Annotated in this window: 16 protein-coding genes and 1 tRNA gene; 14 read left to right on the top strand and 3 right to left on the bottom strand. The window is 70.7% G+C overall.

The window, feature by feature from the left end; genetic code table 11:
- Positions 1–16: 16 nt before the first annotated feature.
- Entirely contained in the window at positions 17–640 is a 624-nt protein-coding gene (locus tag C1C97_RS11655) for a response regulator (RefSeq protein WP_110920217.1), read from the bottom strand.
- A complete protein-coding gene (locus tag C1C97_RS11650; RefSeq protein WP_121031990.1) occupies positions 637–1,998 on the bottom strand; it encodes a sensor histidine kinase in 1,362 nt (453 codons plus the stop codon). Before C1C97_RS11650 ends, C1C97_RS11655 begins: the two co-directional genes overlap by 4 nt.
- Before the next feature lie 228 nt (positions 1,999–2,226).
- On the opposite strand from C1C97_RS11650, the gene C1C97_RS11645 reads away from it, so the two are divergent.
- The 5 genes from C1C97_RS11645 (at position 2,227) to C1C97_RS11625 (ending at position 6,950) form a co-directional block, all read left to right on the top strand.
- Positions 2,227–3,351 carry an ABC transporter permease gene (locus tag C1C97_RS11645; RefSeq protein ID WP_121031988.1) on the top strand — a complete coding sequence of 375 codons (1,125 nt, stop codon included), beginning with the start codon at positions 2,227–2,229 and terminating at the stop codon, positions 3,349–3,351.
- A gap of 2 nt (positions 3,352–3,353) precedes the next feature.
- Positions 3,354–4,205 carry an ABC transporter ATP-binding protein gene (locus tag C1C97_RS11640; RefSeq protein ID WP_110920220.1) on the top strand — a complete coding sequence of 284 codons (852 nt, stop codon included), beginning with the start codon at positions 3,354–3,356 and terminating at the stop codon, positions 4,203–4,205.
- Between the two features lie 109 nt (positions 4,206–4,314).
- The gene (locus tag C1C97_RS11635) at positions 4,315–5,187 is read left to right on the top strand and encodes a phage holin family protein (RefSeq protein WP_121031986.1); all 873 of its coding nucleotides are present in this window, start codon (positions 4,315–4,317) and stop codon (positions 5,185–5,187) included.
- A 376-nt stretch (positions 5,188–5,563) separates the two neighbouring features.
- Entirely contained in the window at positions 5,564–6,718 is a 1,155-nt protein-coding gene (locus tag C1C97_RS11630) for a glycosyltransferase (protein WP_121031985.1), read from the top strand.
- A gap of 158 nt (positions 6,719–6,876) precedes the next feature.
- Positions 6,877–6,950: transfer RNA gene (locus C1C97_RS11625), tRNA-Ile, on the top strand.
- A 156-nt stretch (positions 6,951–7,106) separates the two neighbouring features.
- Here the strand turns inward: C1C97_RS11625 and C1C97_RS11620 are convergent.
- Positions 7,107–7,676: a M23 family metallopeptidase gene (locus C1C97_RS11620; RefSeq protein ID WP_110920224.1), complete on the bottom strand. Its 570-nt coding sequence runs from the start codon at positions 7,674–7,676 to the stop codon at positions 7,107–7,109.
- 362 nt (positions 7,677–8,038) lie between these two features.
- Here C1C97_RS11620 and rpsB point away from each other — a divergent pair, with 362 nt between their 5' ends.
- The 9 genes from rpsB to C1C97_RS11575 all read left to right on the top strand — a co-directional run bounded on the left by rpsB (position 8,039) and on the right by C1C97_RS11575 (position 15,996).
- Complete coding sequence (rpsB, locus tag C1C97_RS11615; protein WP_121031983.1) at positions 8,039–8,914, top strand: 30S ribosomal protein S2; 876 nt, start codon at positions 8,039–8,041, stop codon at positions 8,912–8,914.
- Positions 8,915–9,029: 115 nt separating this feature from the next.
- Positions 9,030–9,860 carry a translation elongation factor Ts gene (gene tsf / locus C1C97_RS11610; protein ID WP_121031981.1) on the top strand — a complete coding sequence of 277 codons (831 nt, stop codon included), beginning with the start codon at positions 9,030–9,032 and terminating at the stop codon, positions 9,858–9,860.
- Positions 9,861–10,155: 295 nt separating this feature from the next.
- The gene (gene pyrH / locus C1C97_RS11605) at positions 10,156–10,887 is read left to right on the top strand and encodes a UMP kinase (protein WP_110920230.1); all 732 of its coding nucleotides are present in this window, start codon (positions 10,156–10,158) and stop codon (positions 10,885–10,887) included.
- Between the two features lie 122 nt (positions 10,888–11,009).
- On the top strand, positions 11,010–11,567 hold the full coding sequence (frr, locus tag C1C97_RS11600; protein WP_110920227.1) for a ribosome recycling factor: 558 nt from the start codon (positions 11,010–11,012) through the stop codon (positions 11,565–11,567).
- Positions 11,567–12,544 carry a phosphatidate cytidylyltransferase gene (locus C1C97_RS11595; protein WP_121031979.1) on the top strand — a complete coding sequence of 326 codons (978 nt, stop codon included), beginning with the start codon at positions 11,567–11,569 and terminating at the stop codon, positions 12,542–12,544. Before frr ends, C1C97_RS11595 begins: the two co-directional genes overlap by 1 nt.
- A 76-nt stretch (positions 12,545–12,620) precedes the next feature.
- On the top strand, positions 12,621–13,406 hold the full coding sequence (locus tag C1C97_RS11590; RefSeq protein ID WP_110920360.1) for a DivIVA domain-containing protein: 786 nt from the start codon (positions 12,621–12,623) through the stop codon (positions 13,404–13,406).
- 151 nt (positions 13,407–13,557) lie between these two features.
- Positions 13,558–13,947: a DUF485 domain-containing protein gene (locus tag C1C97_RS11585; RefSeq protein WP_110920361.1), complete on the top strand. Its 390-nt coding sequence runs from the start codon at positions 13,558–13,560 to the stop codon at positions 13,945–13,947.
- The gene (locus C1C97_RS11580; protein WP_121031977.1) at positions 13,944–15,581 is read left to right on the top strand and encodes a solute symporter family protein; all 1,638 of its coding nucleotides are present in this window, start codon (positions 13,944–13,946) and stop codon (positions 15,579–15,581) included. Before C1C97_RS11585 ends, C1C97_RS11580 begins: the two co-directional genes overlap by 4 nt.
- A 151-nt stretch (positions 15,582–15,732) precedes the next feature.
- Positions 15,733–15,996 carry a GlsB/YeaQ/YmgE family stress response membrane protein gene (locus tag C1C97_RS11575; RefSeq protein ID WP_110920363.1) on the top strand — a complete coding sequence of 88 codons (264 nt, stop codon included), beginning with the start codon at positions 15,733–15,735 and terminating at the stop codon, positions 15,994–15,996.
- The last annotated feature ends 103 nt before the right edge of the window (positions 15,997–16,099 follow it).

Here is a 16,099-nt window from a genome sequence, read left to right as displayed (position 1 = left end):
GGAGCGGGTCGCCGGCTCAGATGACGTGCTCCTCCCGGGCGCGGCTCACCGCGGCGGTGCGGTTGTCCACCCCGAGCTTGTCGTAGATGTGCACCAGGTGCGTCTTGACCGTGGCCTCGGAGATGAACAGGGACCTGGCCAGCGCCCGGTTGGAGGCCCCCGTGGCCAGCCCGCGCAGGATGTCGATCTCGCGGGGGCTCAGGGATGCACCGGGTGCGCGCACCCGGTGTATCAGCCGCGCGGTCACGGAGGGGGAGAGGACGGGGCGCCCGGACGCGGCGTCGTGCACGGCCTGCCCGATGGACTCCGGCTGCGCGTCCTTGAGCAGGTACCCCGTGGCTCCGGCCTCCAGGGCGGCCACCACGTCCGCCTGGGTGTCGTAGGTGGTGAGGATCAGCACGGGGGGTCCGCCGGCCGCCACGATCCGCCGGGTGGCCTCCAGACCTCCCATGCCCCGCCCCATCTGCAGGTCCATGACCACCACGTCCACGCCGTGCGCCGGATCGCCGAGGGCGTCCAGCGCGGCCTGCCCGTCCTGGGCCTCCGCGCACACGGTGATGTCCCCGAGGGACTCGAGCACGGCGCGCAGCCCGGCGCGCACCACGGGGTGGTCGTCCACGAGCAGGACTCGGGTGGTCATGCGGTTCCCCTGACGTCGGATCGGTGGTGAGCGGCCGCGGTGGCCGACGACGCCGCCGCGCGGCCCCCGGGGTCGGTCACCCGGGCGACGTCGTCGGGTGCAGGGGGAGCGGCCGCGTGCCGCGGCAGCGGGAGCCGCACGCTCACGGCGGTGCCGTTGCGCGGTTCGGACTCCACGGTGAGCTCGGCACCCAGCTCGGCGGCCCGGCGTCGCAGGTGGGAGATGCCGTAGGAGTCGTCATCCTCGTGGCGGGTCACGCCGCGGGGATCGAAGCCCACGCCGTCGTCCACCACGTCCAGCGTCACGGCGTCCTCCCAGCCCGCGAGCGTGACCACCACCCGGGAGGCGCGGGCGTGGGAGAGCACGTTCGCGAGCGTGGACTGCGCGGCCCGGACGAACAGGGTCCGCTGCGGACCGGTGAGATCCGGCAGCGCACCCTGCACCGAGAACTCGCACGAGAGCCCGGAGTCCGCGGCCCGGGCGCCGGCCTCGGTGCGTCGGCACACCTCCGCGAGCGCCGCGGGCAGGGACTCCTCGAGCGCGGGGGAGGCCAGGTCCCGGACGAAGCGGCGGGCCTCGGCGAGGTTCGCGGCCGCCGTGTCCTCGATGGTGGCCAGGCGGGCGGCGACGACATCCACCTCCTGCCGCGAGAGCGCCTGCTGGGCGGCGCGGGAGACCAGCACGATGGAGGTGAGACCCTGTGCAAGCGTGTCGTGGATCTCGCGGGACAGCCGTTCGCGCTCCGTCATGGTTCCCGCTTCCCGTTCCTGCCGGGCCAGTTCGGCGCGGGTGGACTCGAGCTGGCGGATCACCCGCCGGTGGCGCCGTGCGTCCCGGTAGAGGGCGCGGTACCCGTAGCTCACGAGGGCCGCCACCACGGCGCCGATGCTCGGTCCCACGGCCATGGGCGCGGTGAAGGCCCCCGCGGGGACGTGCAGCACCTGGGACAGCACCACCACGCCGGTGAGCAGCACGATGCTCGCCAGGGCCACCGCGGTGGGCAGCAGAACGGGGTAGAGGAAGAACAGCGGGAAGACCACCCACGCGAAGTCCCGGCTCATCAGGGCCAGACACGCCCAGAGCACGGTGACCGCGGCCAACCACATGGGGGTCCAGCGCAGGCGGCCCGGGTTCGCCCGGCCGCGCGCCACCCGGTTCTCCACCGTGGTGCCCAGCACGTAGGTTGCCGCGAGCAGCGCGGCCAGCACCAGGGTCGCCGTCACCAGCAGGTCGTCCGCGCCCGCGGAGCGCTGCATGACGGTGCGCAGGCACGCGAGACCGAGCAGCGCCGCGAAGCTCACGTGCAGCGTGACCCGCATGATCCGCAGCAGGGCGGGGGTGGACAGCTCCTGGCGCACAGTGTGCCTTCCTGGACGATGACCGGGTGAGGGGAACCGTGCCTCGCACGGCAGGATCCGGAGTCCGTGGTCATGGTACGCACGGTGCGCGATCCCGCATCAACCGAACGGTTGATCTGCGGATCAACCAGCCGGGCCCGGGACTTCAACCGTGGTGGCGACCCGATCCTGGGCTCGGACCGACAGACTGGTGGGTGTTCGCCGTTCCTTCGTCACGGGAGTTTCCCCATGTTCTTGTCCCTGAGGGACATCACGTTCGCCAAGGGCCGTTTCGCGCTGCTGGCCACGGTCGTGGCTCTCATCACCCTGCTCCTGGTGCTGCTCACCGGCCTGACCAACGGGCTCGGCCACCAGAACACCTCTGCGCTGGAACGCCTGGACGCCCAGCGCATCGTGCTGAGCGCGCCCCCGGCGGACTCCGGCTCGGCCTCCTTCACCACGTCCCAGATCGACCAGGAGCAGCTGGACGCCTGGCGGGACGAGGTGGAAGAGGACTCCGTGGAGCGCCTCGGCATCACGCAGACCAGCGCCCGCAGCGGTGCGGGATCCCAGGACGGTGAGAAGTCGTCGTCGCGCGCGGACAGCACGGCGGCGGCCGGGATCGCGCTGGAGCCGGGCTCGCACCTCAACTCCGGGCTGAAGGCCTCATCCGGGAACACCCACCCGGACAAGGGCCAGGTGGTGCTGAGCGAGACCCTCGCCGAGGACATGCACGCCTCCGTGGACGACACCGTGAGCATGGGTGGGACGCCCCTGAAGGTCGCGGGTGTGGTGGCGGACGAGTACTACAGCCACGTGCCCGTCGCTTGGATGAGCATCGAGGACTTCCCCGCGGTGGCCCACACCACGAGCGACGAGAAGGCCACCGCCCTGGCCCTGACCACGCAGGACTACCCGCAGGAACTCACCGGGGACACCGAGACCGTGGCCATGAAGACGCGCGAGGCGTTCTCCGCCCTGCCGGCCTACCGCTCCGAGCGCGGCTCCCTGCTCATGATGCAGGGCTTCCTGTACGGCATCAGCGCGCTGGTGGTCGTCTCGTTCCTGACCGTGTGGACCATCCAGCGCACCCGGGACATCGCCGTGCTGCGCGCCCTGGGCGCGAGCCGCGGCTACGTGGTCCTGGACTCGCTGGTCCAGGCCGCCGTGGTGCTCGCGCTGGGCGTGCTCGTGGGCGGTGGACTCGGCCTGCTGGGCGGGATGCTCGCGGGCTCCGCGGTGCCGTTCCAGCTGGGAGCGGCCAGCGTGGGAATTCCCGTGGCGGGCGTGTTCGTCCTCGGCCTGCTGGGATCCCTGCTCGCCGTGCGCCGCGTCTCCACCGTGGATCCGATGATTGCTCTGGGAGGTAACTGACCATGCATGCTTCTGACGCCGAACCCCGCCACCGCGCGGCCGACCACGACCGGCACCGCCACGGGCACGAGCCCCGGCACGAGCACGCCGCCGGGCACGAGGCCGAGCACGCGACGCAGCCGCACGACGGCGCCGTCGCCACCGCGACGGACGACGCCGCGCCCGCCCTGCGCACCCGGGACGTGTGCCTGGAGTACCCGGACGGCACCGATGCCGAGGGCAGGCCCCGGACCGTGCGGGCCCTGGACCACGTGAGCCTGGAGCTGCGGCGCGGGGTCATGACGGCGCTCATCGGGCCCTCCGGGTCCGGCAAGTCGTCGCTGCTCGCCGTGGCCGCGGCGCTCATCAAGCCCACCTCGGGCTCGGTGTTCGTGGCCGGGCAGTCCCTCACCGAGCTGCCGGAGAAGGACCTGGCCCGCATCCGCCGCGGCCACACCGGCATGGTGTTCCAGCAGCCCAACCTGCTGGCGGCGCTCACGTCCCGTGAGCAGCTCGTGTTGGCCGCCCACGTGGCCGGCGCCCGCGGCAAGGAGCTGCACGCGGCCCGCACCCGGGCGGACGAGCTGCTCGAACAGGTGGGAATGGTGGACTGCGGGGACCGCCGTCCCCACCAGCTCTCCGGCGGTCAGCGGCAGCGCGTGAACATCGCGCGCGCCCTGATGAACGATCCCCAGCTGCTGCTGGTGGACGAACCCACGGCCGCGCTGGACCAGGAGCGCTCGCGCAGCGTCATGGAGCTGCTCGCGGACCTGACCCACCGGTTCGGTCTGGCGTCCCTGGTGGTCACCCACGACACCGAGTTCGTGCCCCTCACGGACCGGTGCGTGAGCATGGAGGACGGCCGGCTGCAGTGACTCCCCGGCACGCTGTGTCGCGCTCGGCATTGCCTCCCGGTGCGCGAGCGAATGGTATTTTGAGAGCAGATCGATTCCCATTCACCACCACGTACTCATCGGAGGCGGCATGAGCCATCCAGTGGGCCCCAACAGCGGCCACTCACCCCGGGTAGGAACTCGGACCACCAGGAAGCCGGGGGCGGCGCCCATCACGGATGTCGTCAAGGTCTTCGCCCGCCTGCTCCCCAAGCAGCTCAAGGACGAGGCCCAGCTGGCCGTTCTCGAGCTGAAGGAGAAGGGCATCAAGGTGGGCGTGGGTGCCGCGTTCGCCGCGGTGGGTCTCGTCTTCCTGGGGCTCGCGGTGATCGCCCTGATCGGTGCCGCCATCTCCGGTCTCTCGCACGTCATGCCCGCGTGGCTCGCGGCGCTGCTGCTGGCCGTGGTGTTCCTGATCCTGCTGGCCGTCCTCGCCCTGATCGGCGTCTCCAAGATCAAGAGCGCCCTGCCGCTGATGCCGGAGAAGACCATCTTCGGTCTGCGCTACGACCTCGGCGTGGTCAAGGAGGGCTCGGCGTACAACGAGGGCCGCGTGCAGCGCGACATCAACGAGGCCGAGCAGAAGAAGCAGCGCGAGAAGGAGGAGGCCGCCAACGACCCGAACCAGGTCAAGCCGGTCAAGCCCACCGAGGAGCAGCTGCGGAACCGCCTCAAGCTGCGCCGCGAGCACATGAAGAGCCTGCGCGACGACGCCCAGAACCGCGCCGAGTCCGTGCAGTCCGCCACCACGGGCTTCGTGAACCGCACCACGCGCACGTTCCACTCCACCCAGGAGACCGTGAAGGCCACCTTCGCCTCCAAGGGCGGGTCCCAGGGAACGCGCCCCGCCGCCGGTTCCACCGCCGTCTCGGACACGCTCAGCGAACGCTGGCAGCCGCTGGCCGTGGCCGTGGCCGCCGGGACCGCGTTCCTCGTGTTCCTGCGCAAGCTGCTGAAGAAGTGAGCGGCCGCGGTTCCCGCGAACCGTGAGCTGCCGTGAACAGGCCGGGTCCTCGGACCCGGCCTGTTGCGTGCCCGGCCCGCCCGCGGTGAGAAGACGACGCGGACACGCGCCAGCCTGTGGTGCGGGCCCGCCGCGGTGACGTCGGCCGGAGGCGTCCGCCGCGCGCCTGCACGCCGTCCGGATCCCGCGGTCGCGGGTCTCATTGCTATAGTCGGCTTGGTCCTGCCGTCCCCGTGCCACCCCGAAATCGCCCACCGCCGCACGGCGGCTCGCGCCCACGCGGGGGAACGGGACGGCGGCACCAGTCCCCGGGGCGTCCCGGCCACCCGCCGGGGCGACCACGCCGACCAGTGACTCACGTACGGAACTCCACGCCTTGAAGATTCTGATCACCGCAGAGACCTACCCGCCCGACGTCAACGGATCCGCGCAGTTCGCCCGCCGCCTGGCACACGGGATGCTCGAGCGGGGGCACGAGGTCCACGTGGCGGCACCCATGCCCACGCACGGGCCCTCGCGGGTGATGGCCGACGACGGCGTGCAGGAGCACCGCTTCCGGTCCCACCACGCCTTCACCCACCCGTACTTCCGGCTCTGCTTCCCGTGGGAGATCGCCCGCGAGGTCTCGCACCTCTTCGACGAGGTGCAACCGGACGTGGTCCACGTGCAGTGCCACTACATCCTGGGCCGCCTGGTGATCCATGAGGCCGTGCGGCGAGGCGTCCGCGTGGTGGGCACCAACCACTTCATCCCGGAGAACATCGAACCGTTCCTGCCCTTCCCCGACTGGTTCATCAAGGGGTACCGGAAGGTCTCCTGGTGGGACATCGCCCGGGTGTACGGGCGCTGCGATGTGATCACCGCGCCCACGCCCCTGGCGGTGCGCACCATGGTGGACAACGGCGTGGCGGACCGGGCGGTGGCCGTGTCCAACGGGATCGACGCCGGTCACTACGAGGCCGCCGCGGACGAGGACGTCCGGCACCCGGATCACCCCGTGGTGCTGTTCTGCGGCCGGCTCGCCGTGGAGAAGAACGTGAACGAGCTGATCGAGGCCATCGCCCTGATCCCGCGCGCGAAGAACGTGCACGCGGAGATCGTGGGGGAGGGCGAGCAGCGGGAGAGGCTCGTGCGGCTCGCGCACGAGCGCGGTGTGGCCGACCGGGTGCAGTTCCTCGGCTTCCTCACGGACGAGGAGCTGCGCCGGGCCTACCTGCGGGCGGACGTCTTCTGCCAGCCGGGCACCGCGGAGCTGCAGTCCCTCGTGACGCTCGAGGCCATGAGCGCGTCCACCCCCGTGGTGCTCGCCAACGCCCGGGCGCTGCCCCACCTCGCGGAGGAGGGCCGCAACGGCTACCTCTTCACCCCTGGGGACCCCGCGGACCTCGCGGCCAAGCTGCAGCTCGTGCTGGACGCCTCCCCGGAGCAGCAGCGGGCGATGGGCGCCCACAGCCGCGCGATGGTCTCCCAGCACTCGTTCACCCGCACCCTGGACACCTTCGAGCGGATCTACGGTGGCGCCAACCGCTGACGCCACGGCCGGCGACGTCGCCGGGTCGCCCGTGGTGACCCGGTGCGCACTCCGCCACCGCTGGGTGCGCGCCGGGACAGCGCAACGCGCCCGGAGATCACGGTCCGCGGACACCGGTGCGGTACCGTGGTGCGGCGGCCGGTACCCGGCCGCGACAGGGGGCGGTAGCTCAGCTGGTCAGAGCAGAGGACTCATAATCCTTGGGTCGTGGGTTCAAGCCCCACCCGCCCTACTCGAGGGGTCTTCCCCCGATCGCCGGTGACGACGGCGCCCCGGCCGCGACCGGCGGCGCGGCCACGAACGGCGGCGCGTCCACCGGCCACGGGTTCCGCCGAGGGGTGTCGTCCACCACCGGCCCCGGCGCGTGCCGGACGGCCGCGGTGGCGCATCACGTGCGCTCCGGAACGGGAAGCAGCACCGACGGTCGCAGGTCCGCCACGAACTGCAGCGGGTTCACGTACTCCCCGTTCTCCCGCACGCCCCAGTGCACCGCGGAGCCCGCCGGCCCGTGACCCGGGTCCGCCACGCGTGCCACGACCTGACCCCGGACCACACGCTCGCCCCGGTGCACGGCGGCCGTCACGGGCTCGAACGAGGACTTGTGCCCGCCCCCGTGGTCGATGGTGAGCACCTCACGGTCCACCACCACTGCGGTGAAGCTGACGACCCCGTCCTGCGGGGCACGGACCGGCGTTCCGGGTGGCGCGTGCAGGTCCGCGCCGCGGTGCCCGGGCAGCCACTTCTTCGCGGGGGCCTCGAAGTGCCGTTCGACGCCCGGGCGCGGGGCCACGGGCCACGCCCACCCGGCTCCCGCCGCGGCCGCGGGCGGGGGACCCCATCCGACCGGGACGCACAGCAGCACGAGCAGCAGGACGGCGAGCAGCCGGGCGCGCGCGGCGGGAGGCTCGGTGGACCGGGTGGTCCGTGCGGCGCCGGTACCGGGGGCGAGGGGAGTCATGGCACCCAGCCTGGCCGTGCGGCGTCGTCAGCGGGGAGAGCGGGCCGGCATGTGGAGCGGGCGTGCCGCGGGATGCGGTAGGCTGGCCCGTGCAGTTGCTCTGCCATCGGTTCTCCATGCCCGTTCCCGGGCGTGCGCCGTGGCGGACGGCTGACTTCGCGCGCGAGGGAACCCGGCACGGACCTGCTCCGTCCGGGTGCGCATCCCCTCGGTCCGGACGTCCCAGGGGACATTCCGGTCTGGGATGCGAGGGTCCGGCTTCCACGAATCGGACCCCGAACCGCGCCAGGGACCGGTTCACCGGTCGACAACCGTCAACCCATGGCGGCCCCCGGGCCGTCAGATACTCATGAGGAGACGACATGCCTGTCGTTACCATGCGCCAGATGCTCGACAACGGCGTCCACTTCGGTCACCAGACCCGCCGCTGGAACCCGAAGATGAAGCGCTTCATCTTCACCGAGCGCAACGGCATCTACATCATCGACCTGCAGCAGTCGCTGGGCTTCATCGACAAGGCCTACGAGGCCGTCAAGGCCACCGTCGCCCACGGCGGCACCATCCTGTTCGTCGGCACCAAGAAGCAGGCGCAGGAGGCCATTGCCGAGCAGGCCACGCGCGTGGGCATGCCCTACGTGAACCACCGCTGGCTCGGTGGCATGCTCACCAACTTCCAGACCGTCTCCAAGCGCATCGACCGCATGAAGGAACTGGAAGAGGTCGACTTCGACGACGTCGCCGGCTCGCAGTACACCAAGAAGGAACTGCTGCTGCTGCGCCGCGAGAAGGAGAAGCTGGAGCGCACCCTGGGTGGCATCCGCAACCTCACCAAGACCCCGTCCCTGATCTGGATCGTGGACACCAAGAAGGAGCACCTCGCCGTGGACGAGGCGCAGAAGCTCGGTGTGCCGATCGTCGCGATCCTCGACACCAACTGCGATCCGGACGAGGTCGCGTTCCCCATCCCGGGCAACGACGACTCCATCCGCTCCGTCTCCCTGCTGACCCGCGTGGTCGCCGACGCCGTGGCCGAGGGCCTCATGGAACGCCACAACGGCAAGTCCAACGCCGCCGAGGAGCCCATGGCCGAGTGGGAGCGCGAGCTGCTCGAGCAGCACGAGGAGCAGAAGTCCGAGGAGTCCGCCCCGGCCGAGCAGGCCGCTCCGGCTGAGCAGGCCGCCCCGGCCGCCGAGGCGCCCGCCGAGACCGAGCAGAAGGACGCCCCCGCCGCCGAGTGAGGCCGCGGGAGGTGTTCACCTTCCATTCTTCCCGGTGACCCACAGTGGTGACCGGAACCGCGCCGGGTGTCCACGGACGCCCGGCGCGGACGCAACCGACAACAGAGGAGTTCACATGGCGAACTACACCGCTGCTGACATCAAGGCCCTGCGCGAGCGCACGGGCGCGGGCATGCTGGACGTGAAGAAGGCCCTGGACGAGGCCGACGGCGACGCCCAGAAGGCCCAGGAGATCATCCGCGTCAAGGGTCTCAAGGGTGTGACCAAGCGCGAGGGCCGCTCCACCGCCGAGGGCATCGTGGTGGCCCGCACGGAGAACAACGTGGGCTACATGGTCGAGGTCAACTCCGAGACCGACTTCGTGGCCAAGTCCGCCCCGTTCGTGGAGTTCGGCACCAAGGTGCTCGACGCCGCCGTGGCCGCCGACGCCGCGGACCTGGACGCCCTGCTCGCCGCCGAGGTGGACGGCAAGCCCGTCTCCGAGCTCGTCACCGAGACCGGTGCGCTGCTGGGCGAGAAGGTCGTCGTGCGTCGCGTGGCGCGCGTGGCCGGCGACCACGTGGCCGTGTACCTGCACAAGACCTCCAAGGACCTCCCCGCCCAGGTGGGTGTCCTGCTGGCCGTGTCCGGTGCCGATGCCGAGACCGCCGCCCACGACGTCGCCGTGCACGTGGCCGCGATGTCCCCGGCCTTCCTCTCCGAGGAGGACGTTCCCGCCGAGACGGTGGAGAACGAGAAGCGCGTGGCCGAGGAGACCGCTCGCAACGAGGGCAAGCCGGACAAGATCATCCCGAACATCGTCCAGGGTCGCCTCAAGGGCTACTACAAGGACGTCGTGCTGGTGGACCAGGACTTCGCCAAGGACTCCAAGAAGACCGTGGGCCAGGTGCTGTCCGAGGCCGGCGCCACCGCCACCGCCTTCGCGCGGTTCCGCGTGGGAGCCTGATCGACTCACCACGGCCCCCGCGCGTCGCTGATCCGACGCGGTGGGGGCCGGCGGCGTCGTGGACGGGGAACCGTTCGCGCGTCCCGCTCCGCGGCGGCGGGGCACCACCGGGGGACCGGGGGTGCCCCGCCGCTTCTGTATGCTGGAGGGCGGTCCGCCACGCGCCGACCGTGCCTGCGAACGGCTCGCCGCGACCGCGGGACGCACGGACGAGGCACCACCCTGACCACACATCGCCCCGGGAGGATCCATGCCCACCACCAACGAATCCGAGCCCCAGGACGAAGCCATCCGCATGAGCCGGGAGGCCCGCCGGGCGGAGCCCGCGCGTCGTCGCGTGCTGCTCAAGCTCTCGGGCGAGGTCTTCGGCGGTGGCAGCGTGGGCGTGGACACCGCGGTGGTGCGCCAGATCGCCGAGCAGATCGCGGCCACCGTGGGGCAGGTGGAGACCTCCGTGGTGGTGGGCGGCGGCAACTTCTTCCGCGGCGCGGAGCTCTCGCAGGCGGGCATGGACCGCTCCCGCGCGGACTACATGGGCATGCTGGGCACCGTGATGAACTGCCTGGCGCTGCAGGACTTCCTGGAGCAGTGCGGCGTGGACACCCGCGTGCAGTCCGCGATCAAGATGGAGCAGGTCGCGGAGACCTACATCCCGCGGCGCGCCATCCGCCACATGGAGAAGGACCGCGTGGTCATTTTCGGGGCCGGGGCGGGGCTGCCGTACTTCTCCACGGACACCGTGGCCGCCCAGCGTGCGCTGGAGGTGCACGCCACCGAGGTGCTGATGGCCAAGAACGGCGTGGACGGCGTCTACACCGCCGATCCCCGCAAGGACCCGGGCGCGCAGCGCCTGGCGAGTCTCACCTACGACGAGGCCCTGGCCCGGGACATCCGCGTGATGGACCAGACGGCCTTCGCGCTGTGCCGGGACAACAACGTGACCATGCGCGTGTTCGGCATGGAGGGCGCGGGCAACGTGACCCGCGCGGTGCTGGGCGAGGAGATCGGCACGCTCGTCACCCCCTGAACCGCCTCGCCGAGCCACGGGTCGCGGGCGCCCGGCCCGGACCCGACCGTTAGAGTGGAAGCTACGTTCCGTTGCCGCCGGGGCAGTGCCACCGGCCGGCCGTCGCCTAAGGAGAACCACCCGTGATTTCAGATGTCCTCTCGGATGCCACCACCAGGATGAGCAAGGCGGTGGACGCGGCGAAGTCCGACTTCTCCAACGTGCGCACCGGCCGCGCGAACCCGGCGCTGTTCTCGAGCCTGCTCGTGCAGTACTACGGCACGCCCACCCCGCTGCAGCAGCTCGCCTCGTTCCAGACCCCCGAGGCCCGCACGCTGCTCATCACCCCCTACGACCGCGGTGCGCTCAACGACATCGAGAAGGCCCTGCGGGACTCGGACATCGGGGCCAACCCCGCGAACGACGGCAACGTGATCCGCGTGGTCATGCCCGAGCTCACGGAGGAGCGCCGCAAGGAGTACGTGAAGATCGTCCACGGCAAGGCCGAGGACGCCCGCGTGTCCGTGCGCAACGTGCGCCGCCACGCCAAGGAGGCCATCGAGAAGCTCGTCAAGGACGGCGACGTGGGCGAGGACGACGGCAAGCGCGGCGAGAAGGACCTCGACGCTGCCACCAAGAAGCACATCGACCAGGTCGACGAGCTGCTCAAGAACAAGGAAGCCGAACTGCTCGGCGCGTGATGCATCCGGCTGACTCCCCCCGCCCGTCCGGCCCCGCACCCGCCGCACCTCCCGAGGTGCCGGCGGGGGAGGGGACGGCGGGCCACGATCCCCACGCGCTGGCCACCGGTTCCCTGCGCCACGTCCTGGCGCGTCCGTTCCAGCGCAGCACCGAGCACAGGGCCCCGTCCAGGGCGGGGCGCAACCTCCCGGCGGCGGTGGCCGTCGCGGTGGTGCTGATCGCCACCCTGGTCACGGGTCTGTTCTTCGTCCCGCTGGTCCTCGCCCTGCTGGCCGGCGCCGCCGCGGGCATCGGCGTGGGGGAGATCGCCCGCTCGCTGACGTACAAGGGCGTGCTGATCCCGCGGGTCCCGGCGGTCCTCGCCGCGGTCCTGATGCCGCTCTCCGCGTTCTTCGGCGGGGCCGAGGCCCTGTCGATGGCGCTGGTGCTGGCGGTCACGCTCGTGGTGGTGTGGCGGGCGTTCGGCCCGCGCCATGGGATGATGCTGTCCATCATGGGCTCGGTCTTCGCCCTCGTGTGGGCGTCCTTCCTGCTGAGCACGGCCGTGCTGCTGTACCACTCGCCGGACGGACCGCAGAAGGTCCTCACGGTCATCCTCCTCGCGGTCAGCTCCGACACCTTCGGATACGCGGTGGGCGTGGTGTGGGGCAAGCACCCCATGGCACCCAGGATCTCCCCGAAGAAGTCCTGGGAGGGCTTCGCGGGTTCGGCGGGCGGTGCCGTGGTGGTGGGCATCCTGTGCGCCACCCTGCTGCTGGGCATCCCGTGGTGGCAGGGCGCCGTCCTGGCGGTCGCCATCGTGGCGGTGGCCACACTGGGGGACTTCTCCGAGTCCATGATCAAGCGTGAGATCGGGATCAAGGACATGGGGACCCTGTTGCCGGGGCACGGCGGCGTGATGGACCGCATCGACTCCATTCTCTTCGCCGTGATCACCGGCTACGTGATCTTCGAACTGTTCACCGTGCTCGCATGACACCGGGGCCCGGTTCCGCGTCCGCTGCCGGCCGCGGTGGCGCGCGGTCCGACACCCTCGCCGTGAAAGGGCTCGCATGACTTCTCAGGACCGTTTCCCCCGCGTCGCGGAGCGCGCATGGGGGTACGACCCCGCCCAGGTGGACGACTTCCTGGACCGGGTGGCGGCCGTGCTCGACAGCTCGACGCCGCCGTCCCCCACCCCCGCGGACGGCGCCGGTCCGCACCCCGGGTCGGAGAACGCCGGGACGGGATCCAACCGGACCGGGAGCGGCGCGACGGGACCCGAGCGGGCCGAGGACGGCGGGGCGGGAAGTGACCGGACCGGGAGCGGCGCGGCGGGATCCGGTCGAACGGGGAGCGGCGCGTCGTCGAGCGCCGACCCCGGCGGGGCCGCGCGGCGCATGGGCAGCCGCCAGGTCAGGGAGCGGGTGTTCGACCGCGTGCAGGGCGGGTACGACCCCGTGGCCGTGGACCTCCACCTGGACGAGGTGGAGGACGACCTGTTCGCCCGGGAGCACCGGGCCTTCGTGGCCGAGCACGGGGTGCAGCGCTGGAACGAGCACGTGGAGCTGCTGGGCCAGCTGCTGCTGGGCCGGCTCAACAGGCCCCGCTCCGAACGCTTCCGTCGGCCCGCGAAGCACCGCACCGTGGGCTACTCGGCCGCGGACGTGGACGTGCTGTGCGACAGGCTGATGGAGCAGCTGCGCGACGCACCGGACGTGGACCCCCGGCTGCTGCGCACCGCGGTGTTCCGTCCCGCCCAGGGCCAGCGCTGCTACGAGGAGCAGCAGGTGGATGCGTTCCTGGACCGTGCCGTGGAGTTCATCCTGGCCGTGCGAGTGGTGTCCCGCGCGTCGTGAGCCGCCGTTTGTATACAAAAAGCCCCGAAAAATGTGAGGTCGACTAACCAAACCGCGTAATATCGCGGTTTTTTGGAACGCAGGAGCACAGCCTCTTGTCTCTTTGGATACACAGTCCCTAATGTGGTGATCATCACACTAGGAGGCACACATGGCATCCACGTCCTCTGTCGACCCCGACGGTTCCCCGGCAACCTTCGGCATCGACTTCCCCGCGGCGCAGCGCTCCGAGGAGTTCCAGCGCCTGCGCTCCACACACCGATCCTTCGTCTTCCCGCTGGCCGTGGCCTTCCTGGTCTGGTACCTGCTCTACGTGGTGCTGGCCATCTACGCACCGGCCTTCATGTCCACCCGGGTGCTGGGCAACGTCAACCTGGGACTCGTCCTCGGGCTGCTGCAGTTCGTCACCACCTTCGGCATCACGGCGGCCTACGTCCGGTTCGCCAACCGCAGGCTCGATCCGCAGGCCACGGCGCTGCGTGAGGAGCTCGAAGCGTCCGAGATCCACCGGTCCGAGACCCACGAGGAGGTTCGGCCATGATCGCCGTTCCCACCGTTTCCCTGCCGGCGGTCCACCTCGCGGAGAAGTCCGCCACCGTGGGCAACCCCGCCATCAACATCTCGATCTTCCTGGGCTTCGTGCTCGTGACCCTGGTGGTCGTGATCCGGGCCTCCAAGTCCACCGCCACCGCCGCGGACTACTACGCCGGGGGCCGTTCCTTCTCCGGCACGCAGAACGGCCTGGCCATCGCGGGGGACTACCTCTCCGCGGCATCCTTCCTGGGGATCGTGGGGGCCATCGCCCTGCAGGGGTACGACGGGTTCCTCTACTCCATCGGGTTCTTCGTCGCGTGGCTCGTGGCGCTGCTGCTGATCGCCGAGCCCCTGCGCAACACGGGCAAGTTCACCATGGCGGACGTGCTGTCCTTCCGGCTGCGCCAGCGCCCGGTGCGCGTGGCGGCGTCGATCTCCACGATGGCCGTGACGTTCTTCTACCTCCTCGCCCAGATGGCCGGTGCGGGCGCACTCGTGTCCCTGCTGCTGGGCATCAGCTCCAAGACCGGGCAGTCGCTGGTCATCGTGATCGTGGGCGTGATCATGATCGTCTACGTGCTCGTGGGCGGCATGAAGGGCACCACCTGGGTGCAGATCATCAAGGCCTGCCTGCTCGTGACCGGCGTGGCCGTGATGACCGTCTGGATCCTGGGCATGTTCGGCTTCAACTTCTCGGCCATCCTCGGCGCCGCCGTGGAGACCAACCACAACCCCAAGCTGCTGGATCCGGGGTTGAAGTACGGCATGAACGAGACCTCCAAGCTGGACTTCATCTCGCTGGGCATGGCGCTGGTGCTGGGCGCGGCGGGTCTGCCGCACGTGCTGATGCGCTTCTACACGGTGCCCACGGCCAAGGAGGCCCGCAAGTCCGTGGTGTGGGCCATCTCCCTGATCGGCCTGTTCTACCTCTTCACGCTGGTCCTGGGCTTCGGCGCCGCCGCCCTCATCGGCGCGGACCGCATCAAGGGCGCTCCCGGCGGGGTGAACTCCGCGGCCCCGCTGCTCGCGTACGAACTCGGCGGCTCGGTGCTCATGGGGCTCATCGCGGCGGTGGCCTTCGCCACCATCCTGGCCGTGGTCGCGGGACTGGCCATCACGGCGTCGGCGTCCTTCGCCCACGACATCTACACGTCCGTGATCAAGAAGGGGAACTCGGACCCGCGGCAGGAGCTGCGCGTGGCCAAGACCACCGTGGTCGTCATCGGCCTGATCTCGATCGCCGGCGGCATCGGCGCCCAGGGCCAGAACGTGGCGTTCCTCGTGGCGCTGGCCTTCGCCGTGGCCGCCTCGGCCAACCTGCCCACCATCCTCTACTCCCTGTACTGGAAGCGCTTCACCACCCGCGGTGCCGTGTGGTCCATGTACGGCGGGCTGATCCTCTCCGTGGTGCTGATCGTCTTCTCGCCGGTCATGTCCGGGGCGGAGACGTCCATGATCCCGGGCGCGGACTTCGCCGTCTACCCGCTGGCGAACCCGGGCATCGTCTCCATCCCGGCCTCGTTCCTGCTCGGCTTCCTGGGCTCCGTCACGGAACGGCGGCGCGAGGACCCCCTCAAGCAGTCCGAGATGGAAGTGCGTTCCCTCACAGGCGTGGGTGCCGAGAAGGCGGTGTCGCACTGATCCGGCGCCATTCGGCGCACCGGTTGTCGACCGGGCGAGCGTTGCGGGCCCTGTAGTCCGCCAGTCTGGTAGTAAACTGAATGACGGTTCGCTGACCAGAGCGACTGCGGGCAACCGCAAGCTTGAGCAACGAAAAACTTGAGGTGGAGAAATGGGCATTATTAGCTGGATCATCCTCGGTCTGATCGCTGGCGCTCTCGCCAAGCTGATCCTGCCGGGCAAGCAGGGTGGCGGAATCATCGTCACCATCATCCTGGGCATCGTGGGCGCGTTCCTCGGTGGCTGGCTGGGCTCCTTCATTCCGGGCCTGAGCAACGGCATCAACCACATCAGCATCGGTTCGATCATCACGTCCGTCATCGGCGCGATCATCGTGCTGCTCATCTACGGCGCCGTCGTCGGCCGCCGTCGCTGAACCGCACACGGGTCCTGAGGGATCCACCGACAAGGGCGTCACCTCCGGGTGGCGCCCTTGTTGCATGCCCGGGGGAGCCGCGGCCGGTCCCGGGGCCGCTCCC

It is taken from the genome of Kocuria tytonis (assembly GCF_003226895.2).
GTDB lineage: Bacteria > Actinomycetota > Actinomycetes > Actinomycetales > Micrococcaceae > Kocuria > Kocuria tytonis.
This window is presented reverse-complemented; position numbering and strand designations above follow the sequence as displayed.